Origin of the sequence: Asaia sp. HumB (genome assembly GCF_030263835.1) — a bacterium.
Classification (GTDB): domain Bacteria; phylum Pseudomonadota; class Alphaproteobacteria; order Acetobacterales; family Acetobacteraceae; genus Asaia; species Asaia bogorensis.
This window is the reverse complement of sequence record NZ_JARPML010000002.1, coordinates 477,937-502,790: the sequence shown is the minus strand read 5'-3', so window position 1 is coordinate 502,790 and position 24,854 is coordinate 477,937. Positions and strand designations below refer to the sequence as shown.

Sequence of the window (24,854 nt, the reverse complement as noted above, 5' to 3'; positions counted from 1 at the left end):
CTCTTTGTGCCAACGATTAGCGAATGAGAAACATTCTCAACCCACAAAATGGGGTGAGCCTGTCTGGCCCCGGAATCGTCCTCATTGCGGCACTTGGCATGACCTTGCTGCCTAATGCCTTGGCGGAGGGCAAACCTGGCGACAATGCTGTAAGCCCCGGGCGGACAGGGGATGATATCGCCACGCGTGACGCACCGAAGCGCCATATCACCCACCCGCACCGGGAAGGCCAGGGAGGCGAGACGAACGCGCGGCACCATCAGAACCATGAGGTGCTGACCGTAATGGGGGCTCGTGGTGGTTATGCCGCTGCCGAAAGCGCTATGGGGGACAAGCGCGCCACCCCGTTTCTGCAACAGACACAGACCACCAATGTCGTCACCCATCAGACGCTCGCGGACTTCTCGCCGCAGACCATGGAAGACATGGCGAAATACGTGCCCGGTATGGCAATCGGGAACAACTTCGGCGGTACACAGGATGCCCTCATCAAGCGTGGCTTTGGGGCTATTGATGATGGGTCCATCCTGCGCGACGGGGTGAGGATGCCCATTGGACGCAATTATCAGGGTGATACTGCCGAGCGCGTCGAGATCCTCAAAGGGCCAGCCTCACTGTTCTACGGCATGCAGGAGCCAGGCGGTGTGATCAATGTCATCACCAAGGCGCCCGATTTCCGGCGCTGGGGAGCAGCTTTGGGGACCCAGTGGAGCTCTCTGGGAGGTGGAAATGGTCATGTCGATGTTACCGGGCCGCTCGGAAAGACGCTGGCTTTCCGTCTGATTAGCAGTTACCGCAACGAGAATTACTGGCGTAATTTTGGCGCCAACAAGCAGATCCTGGTGGCACCGACACTCAGCTGGCATCACGAACGCTGGGATGGCGCATTGTCTTACGAATATGTCGCTTACGACAATGTGCTGGATCGCGGCGCCGTTTTTGTCGGGAATAATCCGGTTTCCGGTCCTCAGAAGCGTCTTGATGAACCCTGGACCGCGTCTTTTGGTGCCCGTCATCTCATCGCCAGTCATCTGGGCTACCGGATCGGGATGCATGACAGGCTCAGGCTGTCCGGTGGCTATAACCGCGACGATTATCATGACAGGCAGGCTGACCCTTCGAGCTACTCGGCGCGTACCGGCATTCTGCTACGTCGCTATCGTGCCAATGGTGGGACAATCCGTGCCAATGGCAGTGTCGCCCTCGATTATCTGGGCGATCACGATCTGTGGGGGATGCGTCACGAAATCACGGCGGGTATCGACTACGAAAACCGGAATCAGGATCAGGGGGTGTTCTATCAGTCAGCCAATCAGGGTGGCTTTACCCCGGCCAATCCGGTCTATGGGGGGCTGGAACCCGTCGGGCGCCCCAATCCGGCAAACAGCAATCTGCAGCAGAACATCAATACGGCATCTGGCTATCTCAAGGACAATATCCACCTGACAAGCAGCCTGATTGCAAGCGGCGGCGTGCGCTACCAGTGGTTCGGTTTGCGCTATGGCAGTGGGATTCCCTTCATCCAGACGACCGATGCATCCTATACAAAGCCGTTACCATTTGCCGCGCTCGTCTGGCAGCCATTCAGGAGCGTTTCGTTCTATGGCGATTATTCGCAATCCTTCGGCGCAAATCAGCTCTCCGCTGGCAGCGTGCTGCAGGGAGGCTACAAGCCCACGACGGGTCGGGAATTTGAAGTCGGGGCACGTTATGCGCATGGCGGCCTGACAGCCGATCTCGCCCTCTATCATATCCGCAAGAAAAACGTTCTCCAGACTGCGGGGCAGGATCGCGATGGCAACATCGTGCAGCGTCTTACCGGTCTGGCCGGGTCCAAAGGTCTGGAGGCAAGTGTAACAGGGGCACTGTCTGCCCATTGGAGCACCGTGCTCGCCTATGCGTGGACCGATGCCCGGACGCTGCGTGATACGCCTGCCACTGAGGGGCGCCAGTTGATTGGCGTGCCGAAAAACAGCGGGAGCCTGTTCCTAACCTGGAATGGCGTCTTGCCGTGGCACGCTATGTCGATGCGTGCAGGTGGCGGTGTCCATCTTGTGGGGACGCGCTCGGCAGCGCTTGATAACAGCTTCCAGGTGCCCGGTTATGGCACGGTTGATGCCTTTGCATCATGGACGGTGACGCAACTCTTTTTGCGGCAGATCAACCTGCAACTCAATGCGGTCAACCTGCTCAACCAGGGTTACATCATCGCTCCGACAGGGTCGGTTTACCGCAATAGCTGGGGGCAGGGGCGCAGCTTCGCTGTCGCGACATCGATTGCATTCTGAGGGGGAAGCGGGGGCTCAAAGCGACCCGAGGGGGAGGAAATGGTCCTCCCCGTGCAGAGACAGGGCAGATCCGGCGAGACGTGAACGGTCACCAAGGGAGGCTCTTGCGCGCCCGACTGGTTTTGTTCGCTTTCCTCTACCGGAATCCGGCACCCGTAACGGCTGGATTCAGCTAAGCTTGAGAGCTACTGCCGAGGTCTTGCCGTTGCGTCCGACTTCGGTCTCATAAGAGAGCGCCTGGCCGTCGTTGAGGGAGGAAAGGTTGGCCTTCTCAACGGCAGAAATGTGCACGAACACATCGTCGCCACCGGCATCCGGCTTGATGAAGCCATAGCCCTTTGTTGAGTTGAACCACTTGACGGTGCCTGTTGCCATAGCAAGGCTCCTTGATAGTATAGCGGCCACGCAGAAGAATTATGCGTGCAAACATGCTTTCGTGGATCTGTTTCGGGCGCCACATGCACCCGCATTTCCGGCCAAAAGCACCCGCGTCTACCCTGTATGGGCGTTCGCTCAGCCCAGTGCAAGCACTGAGCGCGGCTCAGCCCTCTTTGCAGACCAGTTTTGCAAGCGTGGCAAACTCGTCGATCGACAGTGTCTCGGCCCGCCTCGTCGCGATGATTCCTGCCTTTTCAAGCAGGGCCTCGCCGCCAATGGGACGCAACGAGGCACGAAGCATCTTTCTTCTCTGCCCGAAGGCAAGATGCGTCACATGCTCCATCGCCTTGAACATCGAGGCTGAAGGCTGGATGGGCTTCGGGACGATATCGACCACAGCCGACTCTACCTTGGGCGGGGGGGAGAAGGCACCCGCAGGGACTTTCATGACGACATTGCAGGTTGCGCACCACTGCGCCAGCACACCCAGTCGGCCATAGGCACCGGTATCGGGCGCAGCACAGATACGCTCGGCCACCTCAAGCTGGAACATGAGCGTCATGCGCTCCCAAGACGCTGCCTGACGTAACCATGCGACCAGAAGAGGCGTGCCGACATTATAGGGCAGGTTGGCCACGATCTTGCGTGGCGCGGGGCATAGCGTGGCACAGTCCAGAGACGTGGCATCCGCCTTGATCAGATGCAGCCTGCCTTGCGCGTGGGCGACAAGTTCATCCAGCAGGGGCCAGGCGCGCTGATCGATCTCAACCGCATGCACCGCATCGGCTTTCGTATCCAGCAGGGCGCGTGTCAGGCCACCGGGACCGGGGCCAATCTCGACCACCTGCCGTCCAGCCATGTCGCCAGCCAGTGCGGCGATCCGGGCAACGATTCCCGGATCGAGAAGAAAATGCTGACCGAAGGATTTCTTCGCATCCAGACCATGAATCCGGATTGCGTCACGCAGGGATGGAAGGGTCATCCCTGGTCCGACACTGGCTTGCCGTGGGGCTTGCCACCCTGTGCCGCACCGCCTTGCCCCGACCCGTGATGGGCAGGCTTGGCGGGGGCCTCATCATCGGCAGCAGCGTCATTGCTTGCCTTGGCCGAAGCGGTCTTGTCGTCCTTGCGCATCTCGATGACGGAGCGACGCTCCAGATCACGCTCGAGCTGACGCGAGGCCTGTTCGACGCGCTCATTCATCAGGCTGTCGGCAATCTCACTCGGGCTCTGCTGGGCAATATTCTTCTGCCCCTTGGTGCAGACCGTCAGCAGCGCGATACCATCAGAGGAGACAAGCGGGCGGCTCGACTGCCCGACGGGCAGATCGGCCAGTACCTGACGCATCTGCGGGTTCAGGCGCTCGAGGACGAGCTGACCGCCTGGATCGGAAGGATGCTTCTCACCCAGAGAGCGATTGAGCGCCTCCATCGACTCACAGCCATGCACAGATTGTGCGGCGGCCGTGGCTTTCTGGAGGGTCAGCTTCTGCTGATCCGTCGGCGCCTGTGGGTTGAGCGGTGAGGAGAAGGGGAAGAAGGCCTGACGTACCGTGATCATCGTGACGTTCTGATGGCCGATGGTGCGCTTGCCGTTGACCGTGACGATCACGTAGCCGCCCGCCACCTTCACCGGATTCGAAATGGCCCCGATGGGCATCTGGCGCACGATCTCGACAACTGGCGGGTCGAGGCTGTCTTCCTGCACCCAACCCATTGTTCCGCCGTCAAGCGCGGTCTGGGCCTGCGAAAACTGCGCGGCGACGATAGGGAAAGGCGCCCCGTTGCGCAGCTGTGTAATGATTGTCTTGGTAAATTCCAGCTCGGTTTCGGAATGGCGCGGATCGGCGACCGGAATGAAGATCTCGCTCACATTGTACTGCGCGCGGCCTTCCTCGGCACGGAGGGCTTCCTCGCGTTGGGCTATCTCACGCGCCGTGATACGCCCGCGGCCCGAAATTTCCTCTCGAAGCACCTGCATCCAGCCGATCTGCACGCGGATCTGGTCGATCAAGGTGGTGAGCGATACACCATCCTGCGCCAGTCGATCACGCAGGGCATTCTTGGGCATGCCATTGCGGGATTCGATGTTGTTGATGGCCTGGGCGATCTGCTGCGGTTCGACATTGATGTGACGCTTGAGGATTTCCTGCGTCTTGATGCGCTCATCGACCAGCTGACGAATGATCTGCGGGCGCAGGCGCTGCATCAGGTCGGCGCTGATATTCAGCCCCGTAGAGAGTGCAAAAAGCTTGCCGCGGTTATCGACGTCGCGCTCGGTCAGAACCTGACCGTTGATCGTTCCCAGAATGGCATCTTCCGGCGGATTGGCCGCCGGGGCGACGCTGCCATGGCCCGGGCGGGCATGGGTGGCGTGATGCGGGGTCGCTGCCACTGCTGTCAGAGCCGGCAGGACGAGGCAGGTGGCAAAGCCCATAAGTATCGCACGCAGGGGCCGGGCAGCGCCGGATTGCGGGGCAGCCCGGAGGAAGGGGGCGGTAAGGGTCATTGCGCGTCCGTCAGCCATTGATTCCGAAGGTACCGATTGTCTTGAAAGTGAGATTGAACAGCACCGTCGTATTACGCTGCTGGCCACCAATCGAGGTATATTGCTTGATCGCAAGGATGTCCAAGCCGAAGCAGTCATTGGAGTAGCCGATATCGCCACCCAGGCTGACAAACTCCTTGCGTGACAGCGAACGGCGACCATAGATCGAAGCGTGGTATTGCTTATAGGCCGTCGAGACGCCCGCTGTTACTTCGTTTGTCTTTGTATAATAGACCTGCGTCGGACCATTCAGTCGATAATTCGTCGCATAGAAGTAATAGGGCGTGACAGGCTCATAGATATACCCGGCATTCACATGGAATATGGGCACACCGACACTGACCAGTCCCTCGCCATAATCGAAGCTCTTGCGATAGGGGTCATAGCGGCCACGGGCCGTCAGATCGAGATAGCGGTTGGGACTGACGCGCACACGCGCCACAGGTGACGAGAGGTGATGAGACAGGCCCGAATAGGGGATGCGGTTCTGGGTAACGTGCTGCTGGATGCTCTCACCCACCAGAAAATCAACCACATGACCACGCCACGTCCAGTTACCGTGCACCCCGATATTGCCGCGCAGGCCGCCATCCAGACGATCCGTGCCAGTATAGCGGTTCAGTGCAAACAAGGTGCTGTCCGTGAACTCGTATTGCAGCGAATCTTCGTTCGGGATCATGCGGGTGGCACTATTGCCCATATTGGGCGCGGCAATTGCCTGCACAATGGGCTCAAGCACCTGCGACCCGTGACCATGTGCAAAGCTGCGCATGAAGGGCCAGTTCATCTTAAGGGCCACAGTGGGCAGGACCCAGCCCGTCGTATGCGTGCCGGTATCGGTATAATAGGTTGGCTGCTCTGTCAGATGGCTCGCCTGATAAACCGTGGCATCGAGACGCGCTGTCAGCAGCCAGATCTGGCCCAGCACGTTGTGGAATGGCCGGTTCCAGTTCATCTGGATCTGCCCGCGCTGATCGCGTGTTCCCTCGGGGCGATAGACGTTGAAGTCGTTTGTGCTGAGCGAGAATGTGCCACCCAGCGGATCCGTCTCACCTTGGAACGCATAGGTAAAGCGCGGCAGAACGAAAGGCAGATTCGAGTTACGGATAACGCCCTGGTTCAGGCCCTGATAGAACTGCCCGTCGAGACGCGTGTAGGAGCCCACGCCGAAGCCATCGATATAGGCTGTCGATTGCAGTGTTTCGTTGCCGTAGCCTGTGATGCGGTAGTCACGCATGTAGTTGGCCGAAGAGGCAAGATTGACGTTTGCGCCAGCGCGCCAGTGATCGTCGATATCGAAAATGGCATTGCCACGGACATAGCCCTGGATGCCGTTGTCGTTCGTGCCATCAACCGTATTGCCGAACGTGTTGACGTAGCTGCCTTCCTTATGGGTGCTGTAGGCCACGCCGCCCGTGAAATTGATCTTGCCGAAATTGAGCTGGTTTCGATACTGCCCGCTGATCTGCGGTCCTGTGCGGGTCGAGACAAGCCCCTGGACGGTCAGATCCTGCTGGTCGTCAATCGCCCAGAAATAGGGAATGGTGAAGTAGGTGCCCAGATAACGGTCATGCGGGTTGATCCCCGGGATCAGGAAGCCGCTCTGACGCTTCACGCTGGGGTCCGTCATCGAAAACAGAGGCAGGTACATGATCGGCAGTCCGAACATGTCCAGATAGGCGTGGCTGAATTCGATGCGCTTGTGTTCGGCATCCTGGGTCGCATTATAGGCGCGCAACTGCCAGAAGGGCGGCCGTGACGGATCCTTGGCGCAGATCTGGCAGGCCGTATAGACGGCCTTCGCCATGTCATTGATCTTGCCGTTGGTGCGCCTCATTCCATTGGCTGCCAGCTTGGCATTGTCTTCCATGCGCAGGAAGATGCCGCGTGCAATGCCGTCATGCATGCCGTTGCTGAGCTCGACATAGTCCGCGAAGCTGGTGCTGCCATCGGGCTCGACCATTGCAACGTGACCTGTGGCCGTCAGGACACCGGTATTACGGTCGAACACGATCTTGTCGGCGCGAAGTGCATGCTCGCCCTGCCAGACCTGCACATTGCCTGTCCAGGTTGCCACACCGCTGCGGGTGTAGCTCTCGTTATCAGCAAGATAGGTGACGGGATCGGACTGTGAAGACGGCTTGCCGACGGCAACTTTCGGCCCCGCCTGGCGCTGCATGGTTGCATCCGCCTCAGGAATGGCACCGAATGTCACCGTGCCCGCCAGCATGGAGGCAGCAAGCCAAGACCTGCGCCTGTGATGCGCAACGCGCCGTTTCGACATCAACCATCCTCCAGATGCAGAAGCAAGGCTACCGCCAAGCAGAGACCCGCGCCAGTCGGTGCCCATGCCGCCATGACAGGCGGCAACGCACCGGATTCACCAAATTGCGCCGCCACCTTCGAGATGGTGAAAAGCGCGAAGCCCGCCGCGATTCCCGAGCCCAGCATCCGGGCCACACCGCCGCGCCGGGTAGGGCGCATCGAGAAGCCGGCAGAGACGAGTGCCATTGTACCGCACAGGATCGGAAGAGCTAACAGAGTCTGGAAGTGCAGTCGATGCCGGATGGAGGAAAAACCGGACCGCTCGAGGAGATGGATGAAACCCGGCAGCGTCCAGACGGACAAGGTATCGGGCGACGCAAAGCTTTGCTCGACGCGACGCAGTGAGAGATTGGTCGGCAGAAGATAATCACCGATATGGATCGGCAAGTGGTTCGGCCTGACTGTCGCGGCATTTTCCAGCTTCCACGCACCTTCCACCAGTTCGCCGCGAGGGGCCTCGATACGGATGACAAGCTGATCGCGCGCATCGAGGCGGAAGATGCTGATGTCGTTGATCTGCAATTTGCGGTCCCGCAGAAAGACGTGACGCGCGTGCAGGATAGCTACACCCTGTCCGCCCTGCTCATCATCGAGCTGGCGCAGCCATAGCGCACCGCCATTAAGGGAGAGCGGCCCCCCGCCAGTCTTCAGATAAGCCTCGTCCAGCAACTCCGCCTTGCGGAACATGGAGGAGGAAAGCGGAGAGAGCGCCATCGTCCCGAAAGCGCCCATCAGAATGGCGCAAGCCAGGGGTGCCGCCAGAAACTGCCAGGCCGAGATGCCCGCCGCACGGGCAACAATCAGCTCGGACGAGCGCGTCAGACGCCAGAAGCACACGATACCCCCCAGCAGGATGCCGAACGGCATGATCATGATCATGAAATATGGCACATGTAGTCCGGCGATTTCGGTCACCAGGCTCGTCGGGACATCCGGTTTGGTGGCGACACGCCGCAGCAGATCGATGAAATCGAACAGGGAGACGAGCCCTGTCAGCGCGGCGATCATCGCCAGCGAAAACAGCGTGAAGATTCGCGAGATATAAACTGAAAGCGTGACCGACACCCCAGCCGAGGTGCCGCGAAACAGGGCCAGGGTATTACGCGCCATGAGATGTCTTCCGGCCGGAATTCAACCCTCTGGGCAGGAAGAGCCAAACTGCGCAGCCGATGGCAGGCAGAATCGCTACGCCCCAGAGAAGCGGGACAAGACCGAGATTTCGGCCTGCCAGATTTTGCAACATGAGAGACATGGCCATCAGCCCCACCACAGAGAGAATGGCGGCTAGCGGGCGTTTGATGTTGCCGTGGCGCGAAAAGGCACCGCTCAGCACGGCAACAAGTGCGATCATGCTGAAAGACAAAGTGGTGAGCGGTGAGGTCAGGCGCCTCCACCCTTCCACAGCGAACTTGCCCCAGTCTCGCTGCGAGACATAGCGCGGGTCAGGGTGAAAGAGCTCGGGGAGAGACATTTCGGAGGCGTCGCGCACTTCGGTGTCGGCCTGTTTGCTGCTGGAAAGATCGATTGAATTGCGCGTGAATGTCAGGACATTGAGCCGCCCGGTATGATGATCGATCTCTTGGCGGGAGCCGTTGAAGAGCACTACGCGCGGCTGGTTATCGACCACCACCATCGTTCCACGTTCAGCGATGATGGTTGCGCGTGCTTCAGGCTGGCGGTCATCTTCCACAAACACCCCGTGCATTTCCCCATCACGGTCGCGGCTGCGCACATAGACGGTCATGTCTTTCGAGAGCTGAGCAAACACACCGTCCTGAAGCAGGAAGGCCGCCATACGATTGCGGATCTCAAACTCATAGCGCCTGAAGGCGTGGTAGGAGACCGGGACAAGCCACAGGTTGAGAATATACCCAATAACGGTCGTGATCAGCGCACAGGCCATGGCTGGCCGCGCCAGCTGGAAAGGCGAAAGCCCCGCTGCCTGCATGACGGTCAGCTCACGATCGCCCGACATGCGCTGATAACCGAACAGCACGACAAGGAAGGTCGTGATTGGCAGGATGACCGCGAGGAAAGACGGGATCATCAGGGAGGTGAGCTGGATGAACACGCGCAGCGACAGGCCACGATCCACGACAAGTGATACGAAGCGCAACGACTGCATAAGCCAGATGAGCGCAATGGCACCACTGGTAATGCCCACCAGCCCAAGGAAAAGCTGACGCAGGATATAGCGTTCTCGCAGCAGCAGGGGAGAGCGTTGTTTGGAGCGTGAAGCCGAAGCAGACATGAGTATTGCCCTTAGCGTTTCGCCGGACGTGCCGAAAGCTGCATCTTGTTACGAATGTTCAGGATCAGCGCGGATCACGCAACCAGCGATCGCCGGTGTGGCGGCTATGCGCCACAAAAAAACCGGCCAGCAGACCTGCCACAGCAAAGGCGAATGTCCAGCCGGAAGGACGTATCAGCAGGAGGGACAGGGCAGGAGCCGCAATGAGTCCGATCAGCGTGCTGACAATTGTCTCTCGACGAGTGGGGCCGAAATGACGCTGGGCATGGCAGGTAGGGCATTCTTCATCCGTGCGCTGCATCTTGCCGCGGCAGACCGGGCACAGAACGACCGTTTCCTGCGCCGGTGGTCGAGGCACAGGAAGATAATTGCCGGTGATGACCGATCTTTGTCGGGGCAGGGGGGAGAGACGCGCCATGAAGTGCACATGCCGCGAAGCATGGGGGCAGCGCAATATGAAAATCAGGCAAGGTAGCGCGCTGAGACCAAGGCAAGACTGTTTCGACCCATCACGGTTCCTGCTTGATCGGCTGACCTGATCAGGCCGCGGACCCGCGTTGCGCTATCGTATTGCGCTCTCTGGCAGGCGTCTGATCGCCCTCTACTGTGCGAAGGTCCGGGGAAGCCCTTGAACGTGCCGGCCCCCGCGGGTCTGGGTGAAGAATATGATATGGCAGGCACGGTCCCCCCACCTCAGCCGCATCTCTTGGCAACGTGTATGATCCCCGTCTAGATCGTCCTGACAGGCTGATCCCGTGGGGGCCAGAGCCTCGATGGCTGCGCCTGAATGCAGGAGGTGAATCGTGCACAGATGGCGTGCTGCACTCGCCGGGGCCTTCGTTCTTCTCGCTGCCCTGATCTGCCTCGCAGGTGTTTCGGCGATGCGGTTTTTTGGACCCGCATCCGTTCAGCTGCCATCGGATGCCTATATCTGGCAGCGCCAATGGCGGGACGAACTGATCCGCTCTATCGCGCAGGCTGCGCCCTCTATCCAGACCTGGCACATTCTCGCCGCCGAGTTCGACCAGACCGGCCAGTGGCGTGATACGGCGTTGCTTAGCCCAAAACAGGTTCTGGCATCGCATCGTGTGATCGCCGTGTTCCGCCTCAGCGGCCGGATAGAGGCGCTCGATCCTGTGCAAACGGGCTACCATATCGAGCAGGTGCTCGCTCAATGGCAGACGCTCGGCCTTACGCCGGAGGGGATCGAGATCGATCATGACTGTCCCACCGCCCGGCTTGGCGATTATGCGGCGTGGCTCGATGCACTCCATCGCAGATTGTCGGGGCGCTACCGTCTGACGATTACAGCCTTGCCAAGCTGGATCGGCGCCCCGGCGCTCGGTTCGGTCCTGTCCCATGTCGAGGGCGTCGTCCTGCAGCTTCACGCCGTCAGCAATCCGGCGGGTGGATTGTTCAGGGCCCATGAGGCCCAGCGCGATGCTTCCCGCTTTGGCAGGATTTCGCCCGTTCCGTGGCAGATTGCGCTGCCAAGCTACGGTACGAAAATCATATGGGGGGAGGCGGGCCAGCCGGTCGCGGTTGAAAGCGAGATGGCACGCGGCATTGCCAGAGGGGCGGGGCAGGAACTGACCGTTGCTCCGGAGGAGGTTGCGCGGTTCATGCAGCGTATCGAACACGCGCCGCCCGCGGGTCTGGCGGGATGGATCTGGTTCCGCCTGCCGGTTGCGGGTGACCGACGCGCCTGGAGCCTTCCTGCGTGGTTGACGCTGGTCAGGCACGAGCCATTGCGCCGGGCACTCTCGCTTGGCCTGAACCCACAAGGTGCAGCTTTGTATCATATCGTGTTGAGAAATGACGGCACGATTGACGCCACGCTGCCGCTCATTATCCATGCTGACAAGGACTGTGCCGGTATGGGGGCGCAAGGGCCTTATCGTCTCGATTACGACCAGACTGGCCCGGTTCTTGTCAGAACGGGTGAGGCGCTTCTGCCGGTCGGACAGGAAATTGTTGCGGGCTGGCTGACCTGCCAGAAAAAGAAAGATCAGATCAATGTCTCAGCGCAGGACGTTACCCGACGCTTCTGAAGACCGTGCACCCCGTCGAAAGCGACTGACAGCAAGGCAGCGGGCCTTGCTTGGCGTGATGGTTCTGACGCCTGCAAGCCTTGTCGGCGTCATGGCGTGCGGTCCGTTCTTTCCCGAGCCGTTGCTGAATGACCGTACACACACGCTTGAGAAGCTGCCTTCTTTTTCGTTCTCCTATGCAATCAGACATCTTTATCCCGGACAGAAGGTAACGCCAGAGCCTTCGCCAGGGTCAGGGGCTATGTTGCCTCCGGATGAGGATAACCCAGCTGAAGCCCGGGCGCGTGATCTCTACCAGAGCGGCGCGCAGGCCTATCGCGACCCCAATAGCGCCGATCACGGGATCGACGCATTCAAGGCGGTTCTTGCGCTTCCAGACACAAGCAATGCTCATGAGAAAGTTGCGGCAGCCTTCATGCTGGGCAAGGCGTATAGTGCTTCGGCTTTTGCGTCAGCCAACGATCCGGAGCATGACCTGACCGAAGCCGCCCGGGCCTTTGCCCTGACGCGGTCGCTGGTCGAGGCAGGCGTAAATGATCCTGACGCCCTAGCTCAGGCCTCATGGGGTGAAGAGGCGAAGCTCTATCTGCGCGGTGCCAATGGTCTGTGCGGCTGGCACGAAATGGAGACTCACGCACCGTGCACGAGCAGCCTGAGGAAGGATCTGATTGGCAAGGCGCTCCTTCTTTATGTGCATCAGGTCGAATCCGGATCCTACGCCGGTGAGGACTCCCTGCGTTACGTCCTGGCCTGGGTCTCGCAATATCCCGACTTGGTGAGAGCGCTCGCCGCTGATCCGCTGTCGCGCAAGCTGCTCAGCGCCTATGCCCTGTCTTTCGACTATGACGGTGACCTCGCCCATTCATCCCTGAAAAATCTTGCAACTGCCGTGCATGAGCAGGGCGTCAAACCGGATGACGGAACCGATCTGCTGGCGGCCGCGGCCTATCGTCAGGGTCAGTTCGATCTGGCGCGGGATTTCGCTACACAGAATCCGTCCCCTCTGGCTGCCTGGGTGCGCGCCAAGCTGGCTGTCCGCGCCAATGACACAAAAGCCGCGACGCTTGCCTATGCCGAAGCGACCAAAGGGTTCCCGACACTGGTGCCTGCGCAAGACCCTGCCATTGCAGTGCGTATGCAGGGCGAGCAGGGTGTGCTGGCGCTATCGCGTGGCGAATATGTGCAGGCGCTTCTCTGGCTCTATAAAGCGGCGCAGCAGGCCGGACCGGGCAGTGATGTCGGAATCGATGCCGCCTATGTCGCTGAGCGCGTGCTGAGCGTGGATGAACTCAGGCAGTTTGTGGATGCCAACGTGCCTCCAACGCCGGCCGAAGCCTCCGGCGCCAGATCATCCGGGGTGCAGGATGACCAGACAGAACCTGCTGGTGAGCCCCCCGTCGAGACGATGCCGGATGTAATGCGTTCGCTCCTTGTGAGACGCCTGATCCGTGAAAACCGCCTCGCGGAAGCGCTGAATTATACGGATCACGACCACAAGGCAGGGTTCGCGCTTGAGAGCGCGCAAGGCCAGCCGCTCAATCTGACCTATGATCAACTGATCCAGACCTATGCAGAGGCGCTTTCGGACGCAAAGTCGCGCTGGACCCGGGCAGGGCGCGCGGAAGCCTGGTTTCTGGCAGCACGGATCGTGAAGCTCTATGGTATGGAGCTGACCGGCACGGAGCTGGGACCGGATTATCATATCTGGGGCGGGATTTATGGCTGGGGTGCCAACATCGATCCTCGCTCGGTGCAAGGTCCAGCAGCCCAGAAGCCGCCTGCCTCAAGAACCTTCGTCACGGCGCAGGAAATCGCCCGGTTCGACAGCAGTGCAGTCAAGCCCGATGCGCGCTATCATTATCGCTGGCTTGCCGTCAGCTATGCATCCCGTGCGGCTGACCTCCTTCCCCCGCGCTCGCAGGCTTTCGCGGCTGTGCTCTGTCAGGCAGCTGGGTGGCAGACCGATCAGACGCAAGCGCTCTACCAGCGATATGTGCGCGAAGGGGCCCTTGTCGATTTTGCTCCGAAATTCGGCAGTAGCTGCACGGTCAGGCCTGCTTTCGAGCAGACCCGTTTCTACGGGCTGCGTAGAACCTGGAAGCGCGTTCGAGCGGCGATCGCGCGTCGGCTCTGAGGGGCGTTGCGTTCGCGCAGGAAGTGTGGCGACAGGCTTGGTCGGATTTCAGGGGGTGTTCTCGTGCTCGCCTGTCGCGATGCGGGCCTCGACCGCCAGACGCCAAGGGGCATCTGCCGGGGCTTCATCCACAGCGCGCCGATACAGGGCGAGGCTATCGGGCGAGATATGACCGTCACGGCGTGTCTGGAGCTCTGCCACCTGCACGGCCAGATCGGGGATGAAGCGTACAGCTAGAACACGACGATACAGGCCGATAGCCTCATCGGGGCGATTCATGGCCTCATCCACCTGACCCAGCAGCAGGGCCGACCGGATGAAATCCGGGTCCTGAGGGGAGAGCGTTGCCACCTGCCGGGCCAGCTTGCCGAAAAGCGCCTGCAGTTCCGGCGAAACACTGCGCGTGCGGTCCTGATGCGGCTGGGGTGGAAGTGACGGATGACCGTTCACCAGGTAAAGCGCGAGCCCTGCGATGGGCAGCACGGGTAACCAGAGCACGGATTTCCAGCGCCGCATACCTTGTGAAACCTGCGCCCGATGGCCCTCGGGATTATCAGGATCCACAAGTGCTGCGGGCAGAGCGCGGGCTGTGAGTCCGTCATCAGGCAGCGCGTCGGCGGCGAGGATGCGACGCTGTATCTCCAGCCGTGCCTTACCCGCCTCAGTGGGGTCGATCAGCCCGGAGGCCATATCCCGATCGAGTTCGCGTAACTGCTCGCGATATAGCGCGAGGGCTGACAGGCGTGGCCCGACGGGTGGGATCTGGCGCTTCGACTGGAGGAATATCAGCCAAAGCAGCGGCGAGAGGGCCAGAAGCGTGACAAGCAGGAAACCGGGCCAGCTCATGGCTTGCTCTCCTCACGCAGCAGACTGGCCAGACGCGTGGCTTCGGCTTCAGTCAGGGGAGGTTCTTCCTGCTTGCGGCGCATCATCACAAGGGCTGCGCCAATACCGACGGCAACCGCCAGAGCCGGCATGGTCCAGAGCAGCAATGTGGCCATCGAGAATTGCGGCTTCAGCCGGATGAACTCGCCATAGCGATGGGTCATCCATGCCATGATCTGGGCGTCGCTCTCGCCTTTTGCCACATGCTCGCGCACGACATGGCGCAAGTCGCGCGCCAGCCCTGCGCTGCTATCCTCGATGGATTCGTTCTGGCACACCAGACAGCGCAATTGGGCACCTATGGCAGCCGCCCGCTTTTCCTGTGCGGGGTCGTGCAGCATCTCGGACGGATCGTCCAGCGCCAGAGCCCGACCGGATATCAGGGGTGTGAGGGCTAGCAGCGCTGTCAGCAGAACAACACCAAGCCACGCCGGAACGAGAGAACGAGAAGCTAGTCCTGATGGGCTCATTCTGACCTGCCATCACCAGTAGATGGGGCAGACGCCTGCGCGGCGAGAGGCAGGATCGTGTGATCCAACAGGGCTTCATCAAGCGCAGCCGCGCCGTGCCAGGCAATATGCCCACCCGGCATGACGAGAAAACTTTCGGGCACGCCGGTCACGCCCCAGTCGATGGCGGTCATGCCGCTTTCATCCAGGCCGGTGCGTGCATAAGGCGAGCCATCGCGCTCGATGAAACGACGGGCGTCCTGTGGCTTGTCCTTATAGGCAATGCCCCAAAGAGCAATGTCGCGGCTGATCACCCGCAGGGCGGCCATCTCTGCGACGCAGGGGATACACCAGGAGGCGAAGAAATTCACGAGCACAGGCACAGGGCTGGCTCTGAGGTCGGCGGTTGAGAAACCGTCACTCTGCCCGCTCAGACCGGGCAGCGAAAAATCCGGGATCGTCTCGCTCGCCTGATCGTTGCGGATGGCATGAGGGTCGAAGGAACCGTCCTGCATCGCTGCCAGCATCTTCCAGCATCCCAGCCCCGCAAGAGTCGCCCCGGCTACGGGAAGCACCATGAACATCCGGCGTCTTGTCAGGCGTGTCATGGGTGTATCTCCTTCGCGCCCGGCAAGGTAGAGGCTGTGCGGCCTCTGCCGGGCGCACCGAGGCGATGGCGCCGATCCGACAGCGAAAGCGCCCCCCCGAGAGCCATGATCACACCGCCAAGCCAGATCCAGGGGGCAAGCGGATTATTATGAAGGCGCAGCACATAGCGGGTCTGCGCACCTGTGCCATGACTCTCACCCAGCGCCGCGTAGAGGTCACGCAGCAGGTTGGTTCTTATGGCGACATCGGTCGTCACCTGATGCTGGCTTGTGAAATCACGACGTGACGGATGCAGATGGGCAATGACACGCCCGCCGCGCAGGACAGTCAGGTCTGCCACGAGCGCGCGGTAATTCGGGCCGTCCTCCTGTCTCGCGCCATCGAGCCGCCAGACCAGCGTACCTTGCTGGATCGTCTCCCCCACGCCGAGTTCCACCACAGAATGGCTCGCCTGAGACATGCCAGTGAGACCCAGTACCGTCACACCCACGCCGATATGGGCTAGAGCCCCGCCCCACACGGCGCGGGGAAGTCCTGCCACGCGCTGGCGCATGGTCCGGGGTATTGCGGTCCACCGGGTCGTGGTGATGCCAAGACGGATGGCCAGATCGGAAAGACTGGCCGCAATGACCCACAGCCCCGCCGCCCCACAGAGCGCGGGGAGGAGGCCGTCGAGCAGAATGAGCGCGGTTGCAAGCCCAACCACAGCAAAACAGGCCGCCGGATAAAGGCGCCCCAGCACCGGCGAGAGGCGTGCACGCTTCCAGGGCAGCAGAGGACCGATACCCATTGCAAGCAGGAGGGGTAGTGCCAGCGGAATGGTCGTGGCATCGAAAAACGGCTTGCCGACCGAGAGGGTCCGCCCCGTCAGGATCTGCATGAAGGGGGGGTACATGGTGCCAGTCACCACCACCGCGCACAGGGCGCAAAGCAGGATGTTATTGAGCACAAGCCCGCCTTCGCGTGAAAACGGTGCAAAGATGCCCCCCGAGGTGAGCGAGGGGGCTCGCCAGGCGAAGAGCACAAGCGACCCGCCTATGACGAGCGCAAGCAGACCCAGAATGAAAATGCCGCGGGCAGGGTCATTGGCGAAGGCATGCACCGAATTGAGAATACCCGAGCGTACAAGGAATGTGCCTGAAAGCGAGAACGAGAAGCTCGCTATGGCCAGTAGAACGGTCCAGATACGCAGGGCATCGCGTTTTTCGACCACGATGGCCGAATGAACGAGGGCCGTTCCGGTCAGCCAAGGAATAAGCGAGGCGTTTTCCACCGGGTCCCAGAACCAGTAGCCGCCCCAGCCCAGCACATAATAGGACCACCATGAGCCCATCGCGATGCCGCATGTGAGAAACGCCCAGGCCGCCACGGCCCAGGGACGGACCCAGCGGCCCCAGGCCGCATCCACACGGCCCTCGATCAGCGCGGCGACAGCAAAGGCGAAGGGCACGGCAAACCCGACATAGCCGGTGTAGAGAATGGGCGGGTGGAAGGCGAGGCCGGGGTCCTGCAGAAGCGGGTTCATGCCCTGCCCGTCATCGGGTGCTGGCCAAATGCGCTCGAACGGGTCGGAGGTGAGCAGGCAGAAAAGCTGGAACCCGGTTGACACGCCACCGAGAATGGCCAGCACACGAGCCTTGAGCACAAGCGGCAGGTTGCGGCCAAACAGGGCCACGGCGCCTCCGCACAGGGCAAGGATAAGCGCCCAGAGCAGAACCGACCCCTCGTGATTACCCCACACACCCGTGATCTTGTAGAGCAACGGCTTGCTCAGGGCAGAATTCGCAGCCACGTTCTGAACCGAGAAATCATCATTTACCGCGCAGGCAATCAGACTTGCGAAGGAAAAGCCCAGCGCCAGAAGCTGGGCTACAGCCAGCGCCGGGGCCAGATCGAGCAGCGCAACTCTGGCGCGTGCGGCCCCCCAGAGCGGCAGGATGAACTGGGCCAGTGCGATCACGCAGGCCAGAGCCAGTGCATAATGGCCCTGTTCGGCCCCCAGGACAGAAATCATGCGACAGACATCATGGTGTTGTGTGACCCTTGGCATCGTCACGGATCATGCTCGTCCAGCTTTCGGAACTGGGCGGTTTGCCATAGCGCGGGTCCCATTTGCCGCTGCGTTGCAAGGCTTCGGCCACTTCTTTCGGCATATAGGTCTCGTCATGCTTGGCCAGAACTTCAGAGGCTGCAAAGGGCGCGCCGGCATGATAGCTGCCAAGGGCGACCACACTTTGCCCTTCTCGGAACAGATCCGGCAGGATGCCCTCAAAGCGTACTTCGACGGCGGCTTGCCCATCCGTGACCCTGAAGAAATTGACCGGTGTCTTGCCATCCGTTTCGCGTCGAAGCGACCCCGCCACGACCATGCCGCCAAGGCGAATCACCCGGTCAGGCGCGGGTGGCTTTTGCACAAGCTGTGAGGGCGCCATGAAGAAGACAATGCTGGACGAAAACGCATTCAGCACCAGCGCCGTTGCGACGGTGAAGCAGGCGAGGCAACTTAGCACAAGCCATAAACGCCGGGATTTGCGGGTCATGCGACGCTTCGGGCGCGTCTGAAACAGCGCATCGCTCATGGAGTCGCCCCCTGGCTGGGGATCGACCCGGTATCGGGGCTTCCGATGCTGCGGTGTCTGGCTCCCTGCCGCTGTTCGAGCAGCGCAAGGCGGGCTCTGGCGCGGCGCAGCCGCATCACGAGAGGCAGGGTAAAGGCACCGATCATCACAAGCGTCGCGGCATAGGAGGCAACGATATAGGGCAGATGGGTCACGCGGCCGGTCCCTCGTGCATGAGCGACCGGGTCATGATCTGTCGGGCCCGGGCTTCAAGAATGGCGGCCTTGAGGCGGCCTGTCACAAGGGCGGCGAAGCCGAAGGCAAAGCCGGCCATGCAGCATGAAAGCGGCAGCAGCATGGAGGGCGGCATGGCAGGGGCATGGGTAAGCGTGATGCTGTCGGGCTGATGCAGGGTATTCCACCAGCTGACGCTGAACTTGATGATGGGCAGATCGATGACACCGGCAATGGCCAGAACAGCTGCGGCACGATAACCGCGCTGCGGGTCGTCGAAGGCCTGAATCAGCGCAATATGACCGAGATACAGAAAAAACAGCACGAGCACTGAGGTCAGCCGCGCATCCCACACCCACCATGTTCCCCACATGGGCTTCCCCCAGAGTGAGCCGGTGATCAGACAGAGCGCGGTAATGGCAGCGCCTAATGGCCCGATCTCGACGGCGGCAAGGTCGGCCAGAGGATGCTTCCAGACGAGGGACAGAACCCCGCATATGGCAAGAGCGGCATAGCCACCCGAGGCCAGTATCGCCATGGGAACATGGATATACATGATCCGCACGGCATCCCCCTGCTGCCAGTCTGCTGGCGACCAGATCAGCGCCCAGACCAGACCGACACCAAGCGTCAGGCATGACAGAAGGGCCAGGAGCGGCAACAGCCATTGCGCCAGCTTCAGGAAGCGCCCCGGATTGGCGTAACGATGCAGGAACGTTCCCTGTACGGGCCGTTCCACGCTTTTGCCTCCCTTGGTGTCTTGCGCAGTTCCTGTCACTTCGTGCTTCTCTCCCCCTCGATTGCGGTCATGATATAGCCCGCTTCAGCCACCATCCAATGCAGGTTTTGACGGAAAGCCGTCCTGATACGGGATTCATGGCGGGGGAGGGAGGCCATAAGGTGCAGTTTCTTCCGATAACCCAAACAGGTCAGGCCGATAAGAGAGGGACGATAATGCAGTACTGGTTGATCAAATCCGAACCCGAGGCCTTCTCATGGCAGCAGCAGGTGCGCAACGACATCGAGCCATGGACCGGTGTGCGCAATTATCAGGCGCGCAACAATCTCGCCGCCATGCGTTGTGGCGATCTGGCATTTTTCTATCATTCGGTCTCGGACAAGGAGATCGTGGGTGTGGTCCGGGTTGTCCGTGAATCCTATCCCGATCCGAGCGCCGAAGGCGGTAAATGGGTTTGCGTGGATGTTCAGGCCTGTGGGGCCTTTGAAAATCCGGTTTCTCTCGCGACCATCAAGGCTGATCCGGCTCTGGCTGACATGGCGCTCTTGCGTCAGTCACGTCTCTCGGTAGCGCCTGTCACCGAAGGTGAATGGCACCATCTTTGCCATATGGGAGGGTGGAACAAGCCAAAGGGCTGAGCCTGCCGCAACGGGCTCAAACGCCCGGCGCACCTTCAAGGACGCTTCGCAAAAGGGCGGCAAGTCTGGCCGGGTCGTCTTCTCGCAGCGAGGCGAAGCCCATGATGAGCCCCTCCAGCGGTGTTCGCTGGCAAAGGTCTGACAGACGCCCCATGCGATACCCCGCTGCACTGAGCGCTGTCAGGCAGGCTGTCTCGAAACCTGCATGTTCAAGGATCGCGCCGATTTGCACCCCGCCATGCGGCGGCGTGACATGCAGTCCTTCCACGGTTGAAAGAGCGTGATAAAGGGCCATGCCCCGCTGCTGGTAAAGACGCGCGATACGGCGCAGATGCGCCCGGTATTGCCCTGTTTCCATAAGGGCCGCGAGGGCAAGCTGGGCGTGCAGATTGGCGGCGAGGCCCATTGTGCGGTGTGCCGCCCTCAAGGATGCAACCAGTGGCTCGGGTACGGCCATCCAGCCCAGCCTCAGCCCCGGCAGCAAGGCTTTCGAGGCGGAGCCGAGATAGAGCCATTCACACCCCGTGCCATGCGCGGCAAGCGCGGCAATTTCGCGACCATGCCACAGGAATTCGCTGTCATAATCGTCCTCGAGTATCAGCGCATTCTGGGCTCTGGCGCGCTCAAGAAGGGCGAGACGTCTGTCCAGCCCCATGCGACCGCCCAGAGGGAATTGGTTCGATGGCGTGATATAGACGAGGCGCGCTTCGTGGGGCAGGTGGCTGACCTGCATGCCGTGATCATCAACCGGCACGGGGGCGAGGCGCGCGCCTGATGCCATGAAGCTCGCGCGGGCACCCATATAGCCGGGATCCTCTACGGCAACGACATCACCGGGGTCGGTCATGACCTGCGCGATGAGCGTGAGCGATGCCTGCGTGCCTGGCGTGATGATAATCTGCCCGGGGCTGACACGCAGCCCGCGATCGCTCGCGAGACGGGTGCTGATCGCCTCACGCAGGGCATGAGTCCCGTGATACCCGCCATAGGCGGCTTCATCGCCGTGATTCTGGCGCGCGACACGACGCAGGGTTTGGGCCCACAGATCGGCGGGAAACTGCGCCTCATCCGGGACACCGGGGGATAAGCGGCCTTTATCGCGTTGGTAGCTTGCAGCCCGTGGGTCCTGGGCCAAAATCCTGCCTCTGTCCGACAGGGTGGCCGTGCCGCCCTGAACCGTCCGGGGTGAGGGGAGGTTCGTGCAATGCACAACCGGGCGTCGTCCGGCCCGCATATCGAGGATACCTTCCGCCCGAAGCAGGTCATAGGCCGTGGCGACCGAACTGCGCGACAGGCCGAGCATGGCGGCGGCCTGTCGAGTCGAGGGCAAGGCTTCGCCATGTGCCAGTTTGCCCGATTTAATGGCGCGACCCAGGGCAGCGAAGAGCTGGACCGGCAAGGGGCCAGATGCGTGTGGATCGACGTTGAACAGGGCGGGCAGGTAAACTGGCATGGCGAAAAACCATAAAACCGGCTCTTGGATCAGTCCAGTTCCCGCAATAACGTCTTTACGACAGGCGCCACGTCAGGGGCCACATGCCGAGCGAGGAGCAGAAAACCATGATTCCCGATTACGCCAGGGCGAGGCAGGCACGGCGCGCGCATTATGATGAAGCGACCCTCCACGCCATTCTCGATACGGGGTTGGTCGGGCATGTCGGGTTTGTGGCTGATGAGCGTCCAATGGTCATACCGATGGCCTATGCCCGTATCGGCAGCACGCTCTATCTGCATGGCGCTTCCAAGACACGGATCATGGCGCTGGATGGCCAGAAGCTCTGCCTGACCGTGACCCAGCTGACGGGGATCGTCGTGGCCCGCTCTTCATTTCACCACTCGGTCAATTACCGCAGTGCGGTTGTGCATGGCACTGCGAGGAAGGTTCTGGCAGAGGAGCATCAGCTGGCGCTCGACGCCATAACCGATCATCTCCTGCCGGGCCGTTCGGGTGAGGTGCGGGCCATGACGGCGCAGGAACGCAAGGCTACAGGCGTCATGGCCCTCGACATCGAGTCAGCCAGCGCAAAGATCAGAACAGGCGGCCCGGTTGAGGATGATGCCGATCTGCCCTCCACGCAGTGGGGCGGCGTGGTGCCGGTTGTGACCGCTCTCGGGACAGGCCTGCAGGACGGCCATACCCCGGAAGGCACGCTGCCCCCCGCGTCGCTGCGCAAGGCACAGGCAAAATTCCTGGCCTAAAAGTGCAGTGTTGTCCGTTACCGGAGTCGCGACCGCGCGAGTTGTCACTCACCCGGTCGTGCATGCCGATGGGTAAATGCATTCGAGAGACTATCAGTTAGTTGCTGTCCTATCGGAGGCAGATTGAAGCGTGTGATCAGTTGGGCGGGGCTCGGGCATATATTCTGAACCGGTGGGCGCAACTGATTGGCGCTTGTGAAGATCCGGCAAGCCAGAAGCATGTCAGCCGTCAGATCGTGATGCAGTACCGCTGTGATGGTTCCATCGGAGAGAAGCGCCCTGTTATCGCGGTCGAGATCATGCGCGATGAACAGGCGCGGCTCGATTAGACAGTCCCGCAAGGCTCTGGCAATGGCGTGATTGCCGCCACCGATCGAGTATATACCGGCGATATCGGGACGGTCCCGCAGGGTGTTGGCAACGAGATCGTAGGTTTGCCAGTCCAGGCCGCGCCCTTCACCAAGCGAGACGATGGCAAGATGCGGCGCATATTGCTGCAGCCATTCGCGAAACCCGCGGGCGCGCTCTTCCTCGCCAACGAAGCGATTGCTTGAGACCACGACGAGAATGGATCGCCCCGCATGGGTCTCAGCGGGCATCCAGCCCGAAGCCAGCCATGCGGCCATGCCTCCCGCAGCATGATTGTCCATGCCGACATAGGCCTGTCTGGCGGAGTTCGGCAGGTCTGTTACCAGAGTGACGACCGGGATACGCGCCTTTGCGCAGGCCAGTATCTCTGCACGTATGGAGGGGTGATCGGGTGCCTTCAGCAGGATGCCGTTGGACCCGCGTTTCCTGATACGCGCCATGATGGCGGCAATTTCCTCACCGGTCGCTGTCTCGCCCAGATGAGAGCGTACGCGCATCAATACGGGAAGGTGCGCAGCAAGCTGGGCTTCGAGCGCCAGCCTTACGGCTGAGGAGAAACGATCAGGCGCTTCCATGACCAGGTCGATTGTCAGTCGGCTGCCATGCAGGGACAGTTCGAGGGTCTGGCGGGAGAGTTCGTCCATGGCCTGAAGCACGCGGCGTCGCATGCTGTCACGCACGCCCTTGCGATCATGCAGCACCCGATCAACGGTGGCGAGACTGACCCCGGCCTGACGGGATATGTCCTTGAGTGAATGGGCGATGGCCATGCTGCGTCTCCTCCGGTTCCCATGAGAAGCGTTGAAACTGTCCTGAGGTGTTTCTGAGGTGTTTACCGTATGGGGCGTGCGATTACACGATTGTAATCTTCTGACGTTACCTGCGATAGCCCGACGGAAAGCCGCCCGGTTTCAGGCAGGGATCGACAAGATGGAGATCGACAAGTGAAAGCGGACAATCTCTCTGTATTGCGGTCAAGCCGCAACTGGTACTCCCCGGATCATGCCACGCTGGAAGAGCTGCAAACGCTGACCGAGCGGCAGATCACGCCGCGCGATTATCCTCTGGCTGCCTCTATCGGTGCCGGGCAGGTTCCCCTTTTCGATTGCGGTGATATCCGGCGCCTTACCCTGACCCAGGAGGGACGTGAGCTCGTGATGGCCGAATGGGCGCAGGCGCTGCGCGACGGCCCGGGCATTGTGGTGCTCAAGAAGGCCTTTGATGATATGGCCGCACTTGACCACGTGACGCATCAGTTCGACGCGCTGATCACTCTGCAAAAACGCGATGGGGTGCAGTCGGGCGATCACTTCGCCAAGGCCGGAGCCAATGATCGCGTCTGGAACGCATTGGAAAAACTCTGCCTTTTCGATCCGGAAGGGTTCGCCCGTTACTACAGCAATGAAATGATCGCGCTCGTAAGTGAGGCCTGGCTTGGCCCGGCTTACCAGATCACGTCACAGGTTAATGTGGTTAATCCCGGCGGTGAGGCGCAGACGGTCCATCGCGACTATCATCTCGGATTCCAGTCCACCGAGCAGGTCATCCGCTATCCGGTGCATGTGCACGCCGTCTCACCTTTCCTGACTCTGCAGGGGGCGGTCGCCCATTGTGACATGCCGCTCGAGAGCGGGCCGACGCTCTACAAGCCATTCACTCAGCAATACGGCCCCGGTTACTTGGCAACCCAGAGTGCCGAGATCAGGGAGTGGTTCCAGAACACCCATGTGCAGCTCCCTTTGGAAAAGGGTGATGCCGTGTTTTTCAACCCGGCGCTCTTTCATGCTGCCGGGAGGAATCATTCCCGGTCCATACGGCGTATGGCCAATCTGCTTCAGGTTTCCTCCCCCTTCGGCCGCGCAATGGAAAACATGGATCGCGCGCGAATGGCCAAGGCTCTCTACCCTGTGCTCCAGCGTCTCCAGACCGAGCGGGCGCTTGGGCGCGGTGCCGTAATGCACGCTGTTGCAGCTTGTGCCGAGGGTTATGCCTTCCCGACCAATCTCGATCGTGATCCACCCATCAATGGTTTGGCGCCCCAAAGTCAGCAGGCTCTTATGACTCAGGCCTTGCAGGAAAACTGGGAGCCGTCGCGTTTCGAAGCGGCACTCGATGAACGTGTGCGCTGCACCCAAACCTGAGCGGGGGCCAGTTAGCTCTGCATCATCTGATGACTGAACGAGGCGAACATTCATGATAC

General features: G+C 60.9%; 22 protein-coding genes. 6 read left to right on the top strand and 16 right to left on the bottom strand.

Annotated features, from left to right (window positions below; translation table 11 throughout):
• Positions 1–23 precede the first annotated feature (23 nt).
• Complete coding sequence (locus tag P5689_RS03595; RefSeq protein WP_285532124.1) at positions 24–2,288, top strand: TonB-dependent receptor; 2,265 nt, start codon at positions 24–26, stop codon at positions 2,286–2,288.
• Between the two features lie 168 nt (positions 2,289–2,456).
• Here the strand turns inward: P5689_RS03595 and P5689_RS03590 are convergent, their stop codons facing one another.
• The 7 genes from P5689_RS03590 to P5689_RS03560 all read right to left on the bottom strand — a co-directional run bounded on the left by P5689_RS03590 (position 2,457) and on the right by P5689_RS03560 (position 10,207).
• Positions 2,457–2,663 (bottom strand): cold-shock protein, encoded by a 207-nt coding sequence (locus P5689_RS03590; RefSeq protein WP_023977648.1) that lies wholly within the window; start codon positions 2,661–2,663, stop codon positions 2,457–2,459.
• Between the two features lie 166 nt (positions 2,664–2,829).
• Positions 2,830–3,648 (bottom strand): 16S rRNA (adenine(1518)-N(6)/adenine(1519)-N(6))-dimethyltransferase RsmA, encoded by an 819-nt coding sequence (gene rsmA / locus P5689_RS03585; RefSeq protein WP_023977649.1) that lies wholly within the window; start codon positions 3,646–3,648, stop codon positions 2,830–2,832.
• Complete coding sequence (locus tag P5689_RS03580) at positions 3,645–5,102, bottom strand: peptidylprolyl isomerase (protein ID WP_408868560.1); 1,458 nt, start codon at positions 5,100–5,102, stop codon at positions 3,645–3,647. Before P5689_RS03580 ends, rsmA begins: the two co-directional genes overlap by 4 nt.
• An 82-nt stretch (positions 5,103–5,184) precedes the next feature.
• Positions 5,185–7,497, bottom strand: coding sequence for an LPS-assembly protein LptD (locus P5689_RS03575; RefSeq protein ID WP_285532122.1), 2,313 nt, complete (start codon positions 7,495–7,497; stop codon positions 5,185–5,187).
• Positions 7,497–8,648, bottom strand: coding sequence for an LPS export ABC transporter permease LptG (gene lptG / locus P5689_RS03570; RefSeq protein WP_023977652.1), 1,152 nt, complete (start codon positions 8,646–8,648; stop codon positions 7,497–7,499). The genes P5689_RS03575 and lptG overlap by 1 nt, the downstream gene beginning before the upstream one ends.
• Complete coding sequence (gene lptF / locus P5689_RS03565) at positions 8,638–9,789, bottom strand: LPS export ABC transporter permease LptF (protein WP_023977653.1); 1,152 nt, start codon at positions 9,787–9,789, stop codon at positions 8,638–8,640. The genes lptG and lptF overlap by 11 nt, the downstream gene beginning before the upstream one ends.
• A gap of 64 nt (positions 9,790–9,853) precedes the next feature.
• A complete protein-coding gene (locus P5689_RS03560) occupies positions 9,854–10,207 on the bottom strand; it encodes a hypothetical protein (protein ID WP_231944553.1) in 354 nt (117 codons plus the stop codon).
• A 385-nt stretch (positions 10,208–10,592) separates the two neighbouring features.
• On the opposite strand from P5689_RS03560, the gene P5689_RS03555 reads away from it, so the two are divergent.
• Entirely contained in the window at positions 10,593–11,840 is a 1,248-nt protein-coding gene (locus P5689_RS03555; RefSeq protein WP_023977655.1) for a DUF3142 domain-containing protein, read from the top strand.
• Positions 11,806–13,974, top strand: a complete 2,169-nt coding sequence (locus P5689_RS03550; protein WP_285532119.1) for a hypothetical protein — start codon at positions 11,806–11,808, stop codon at positions 13,972–13,974. The genes P5689_RS03555 and P5689_RS03550 overlap by 35 nt, the downstream gene beginning before the upstream one ends.
• A gap of 48 nt (positions 13,975–14,022) precedes the next feature.
• Here P5689_RS03550 and ccmI read toward each other — a convergent pair whose 3' ends face one another.
• From ccmI to P5689_RS03515, 7 genes are read right to left on the bottom strand one after another with little or no spacing between them, the layout of a single operon-like run.
• Positions 14,023–14,820 carry a c-type cytochrome biogenesis protein CcmI gene (gene ccmI / locus P5689_RS03545; protein ID WP_023977657.1) on the bottom strand — a complete coding sequence of 266 codons (798 nt, stop codon included), beginning with the start codon at positions 14,818–14,820 and terminating at the stop codon, positions 14,023–14,025.
• Positions 14,817–15,329: a cytochrome c-type biogenesis protein gene (locus P5689_RS03540; protein WP_023977658.1), complete on the bottom strand. Its 513-nt coding sequence runs from the start codon at positions 15,327–15,329 to the stop codon at positions 14,817–14,819. Before P5689_RS03540 ends, ccmI begins: the two co-directional genes overlap by 4 nt.
• On the bottom strand, positions 15,326–15,916 hold the full coding sequence (locus P5689_RS03535; protein ID WP_285532115.1) for a redoxin domain-containing protein: 591 nt from the start codon (positions 15,914–15,916) through the stop codon (positions 15,326–15,328). The genes P5689_RS03540 and P5689_RS03535 overlap by 4 nt, the downstream gene beginning before the upstream one ends.
• A complete protein-coding gene (locus P5689_RS03530) occupies positions 15,913–17,931 on the bottom strand; it encodes a heme lyase CcmF/NrfE family subunit (protein ID WP_023977660.1) in 2,019 nt (672 codons plus the stop codon). Before P5689_RS03530 ends, P5689_RS03535 begins: the two co-directional genes overlap by 4 nt.
• Positions 17,932–17,941: 10 nt before the next feature.
• Positions 17,942–18,457, bottom strand: a complete 516-nt coding sequence (gene ccmE, locus P5689_RS03525) for a cytochrome c maturation protein CcmE (protein WP_031240023.1) — start codon at positions 18,455–18,457, stop codon at positions 17,942–17,944.
• A gap of 35 nt (positions 18,458–18,492) precedes the next feature.
• The gene (ccmD, locus tag P5689_RS03520; RefSeq protein WP_023977662.1) at positions 18,493–18,690 is read right to left on the bottom strand and encodes a heme exporter protein CcmD; all 198 of its coding nucleotides are present in this window, start codon (positions 18,688–18,690) and stop codon (positions 18,493–18,495) included.
• Positions 18,687–19,448, bottom strand: a complete 762-nt coding sequence (locus P5689_RS03515; protein WP_285532113.1) for a heme ABC transporter permease — start codon at positions 19,446–19,448, stop codon at positions 18,687–18,689. Before P5689_RS03515 ends, ccmD begins: the two co-directional genes overlap by 4 nt.
• A 215-nt stretch (positions 19,449–19,663) precedes the next feature.
• Between P5689_RS03515 and P5689_RS03510 the strand changes: the two genes are divergently transcribed.
• Complete coding sequence (locus P5689_RS03510; RefSeq protein WP_062165862.1) at positions 19,664–20,086, top strand: EVE domain-containing protein; 423 nt, start codon at positions 19,664–19,666, stop codon at positions 20,084–20,086.
• Between the two features lie 16 nt (positions 20,087–20,102).
• On the opposite strand, the gene P5689_RS03505 is transcribed toward P5689_RS03510, so the two are convergent.
• The gene (locus tag P5689_RS03505; protein WP_285532109.1) at positions 20,103–21,539 is read right to left on the bottom strand and encodes a PLP-dependent aminotransferase family protein; all 1,437 of its coding nucleotides are present in this window, start codon (positions 21,537–21,539) and stop codon (positions 20,103–20,105) included.
• A 107-nt stretch (positions 21,540–21,646) separates the two neighbouring features.
• On the opposite strand from P5689_RS03505, the gene P5689_RS03500 reads away from it, so the two are divergent.
• Positions 21,647–22,285: a pyridoxamine 5'-phosphate oxidase family protein gene (locus tag P5689_RS03500; RefSeq protein ID WP_285532107.1), complete on the top strand. Its 639-nt coding sequence runs from the start codon at positions 21,647–21,649 to the stop codon at positions 22,283–22,285.
• Positions 22,286–22,329: 44 nt separating this feature from the next.
• Here P5689_RS03500 and P5689_RS03495 read toward each other — a convergent pair whose 3' ends face one another.
• Entirely contained in the window at positions 22,330–23,424 is a 1,095-nt protein-coding gene (locus P5689_RS03495) for a LacI family DNA-binding transcriptional regulator (protein ID WP_285532105.1), read from the bottom strand.
• Positions 23,425–23,598: 174 nt separating this feature from the next.
• On the opposite strand from P5689_RS03495, the gene P5689_RS03490 reads away from it, so the two are divergent.
• Complete coding sequence (locus P5689_RS03490; RefSeq protein WP_285532102.1) at positions 23,599–24,795, top strand: phytanoyl-CoA dioxygenase family protein; 1,197 nt, start codon at positions 23,599–23,601, stop codon at positions 24,793–24,795.
• The last annotated feature ends 59 nt before the right edge of the window (positions 24,796–24,854 follow it).

What these genes read in the sequence shown, in the direction of transcription:
- P5689_RS03595 (WP_285532124.1), top strand. Translation starts at nt 24, where the DNA reads ATGAGAAACATTCTCAACCCACAAAATGGGGTGAGCCTGTCTGGCCCC.
- P5689_RS03590 (WP_023977648.1), bottom strand. Translation starts at nt 2,663, where the DNA reads ATGGCAACAGGCACCGTCAAGTGGTTCAACTCAACAAAGGGCTATGGC.
- rsmA (WP_023977649.1), bottom strand. Translation starts at nt 3,648, where the DNA reads ATGACCCTTCCATCCCTGCGTGACGCAATCCGGATTCATGGTCTGGAT.
- P5689_RS03580 (WP_408868560.1), bottom strand. Translation starts at nt 5,102, where the DNA reads ATGGGCTTTGCCACCTGCCTCGTCCTGCCGGCTCTGACAGCAGTGGCA.
- P5689_RS03575 (WP_285532122.1), bottom strand. Translation starts at nt 7,497, where the DNA reads ATGTCGAAACGGCGCGTTGCGCATCACAGGCGCAGGTCTTGGCTTGCT.
- lptG (WP_023977652.1), bottom strand. Translation starts at nt 8,648, where the DNA reads ATGGCGCGTAATACCCTGGCCCTGTTTCGCGGCACCTCGGCTGGGGTG.
- lptF (WP_023977653.1), bottom strand. Translation starts at nt 9,789, where the DNA reads ATGTCTGCTTCGGCTTCACGCTCCAAACAACGCTCTCCCCTGCTGCTG.
- P5689_RS03560 (WP_231944553.1), bottom strand. Translation starts at nt 10,207, where the DNA reads ATGGCGCGTCTCTCCCCCCTGCCCCGACAAAGATCGGTCATCACCGGC.
- P5689_RS03550 (WP_285532119.1), top strand. Translation starts at nt 11,806, where the DNA reads ATGTCTCAGCGCAGGACGTTACCCGACGCTTCTGAAGACCGTGCACCC.
- ccmI (WP_023977657.1), bottom strand. Translation starts at nt 14,820, where the DNA reads ATGAGCTGGCCCGGTTTCCTGCTTGTCACGCTTCTGGCCCTCTCGCCG.
- P5689_RS03540 (WP_023977658.1), bottom strand. Translation starts at nt 15,329, where the DNA reads ATGAGCCCATCAGGACTAGCTTCTCGTTCTCTCGTTCCGGCGTGGCTT.
- P5689_RS03535 (WP_285532115.1), bottom strand. Translation starts at nt 15,916, where the DNA reads ATGACACGCCTGACAAGACGCCGGATGTTCATGGTGCTTCCCGTAGCC.
- P5689_RS03530 (WP_023977660.1), bottom strand. Translation starts at nt 17,931, where the DNA reads ATGATTTCTGTCCTGGGGGCCGAACAGGGCCATTATGCACTGGCTCTG.
- ccmE (WP_031240023.1), bottom strand. Translation starts at nt 18,457, where the DNA reads ATGACCCGCAAATCCCGGCGTTTATGGCTTGTGCTAAGTTGCCTCGCC.
- P5689_RS03510 (WP_062165862.1), top strand. Translation starts at nt 19,664, where the DNA reads ATGCAGTACTGGTTGATCAAATCCGAACCCGAGGCCTTCTCATGGCAG.
- P5689_RS03505 (WP_285532109.1), bottom strand. Translation starts at nt 21,539, where the DNA reads ATGCCAGTTTACCTGCCCGCCCTGTTCAACGTCGATCCACACGCATCT.
- P5689_RS03500 (WP_285532107.1), top strand. Translation starts at nt 21,647, where the DNA reads ATGATTCCCGATTACGCCAGGGCGAGGCAGGCACGGCGCGCGCATTAT.
- P5689_RS03495 (WP_285532105.1), bottom strand. Translation starts at nt 23,424, where the DNA reads ATGGCCATCGCCCATTCACTCAAGGACATATCCCGTCAGGCCGGGGTC.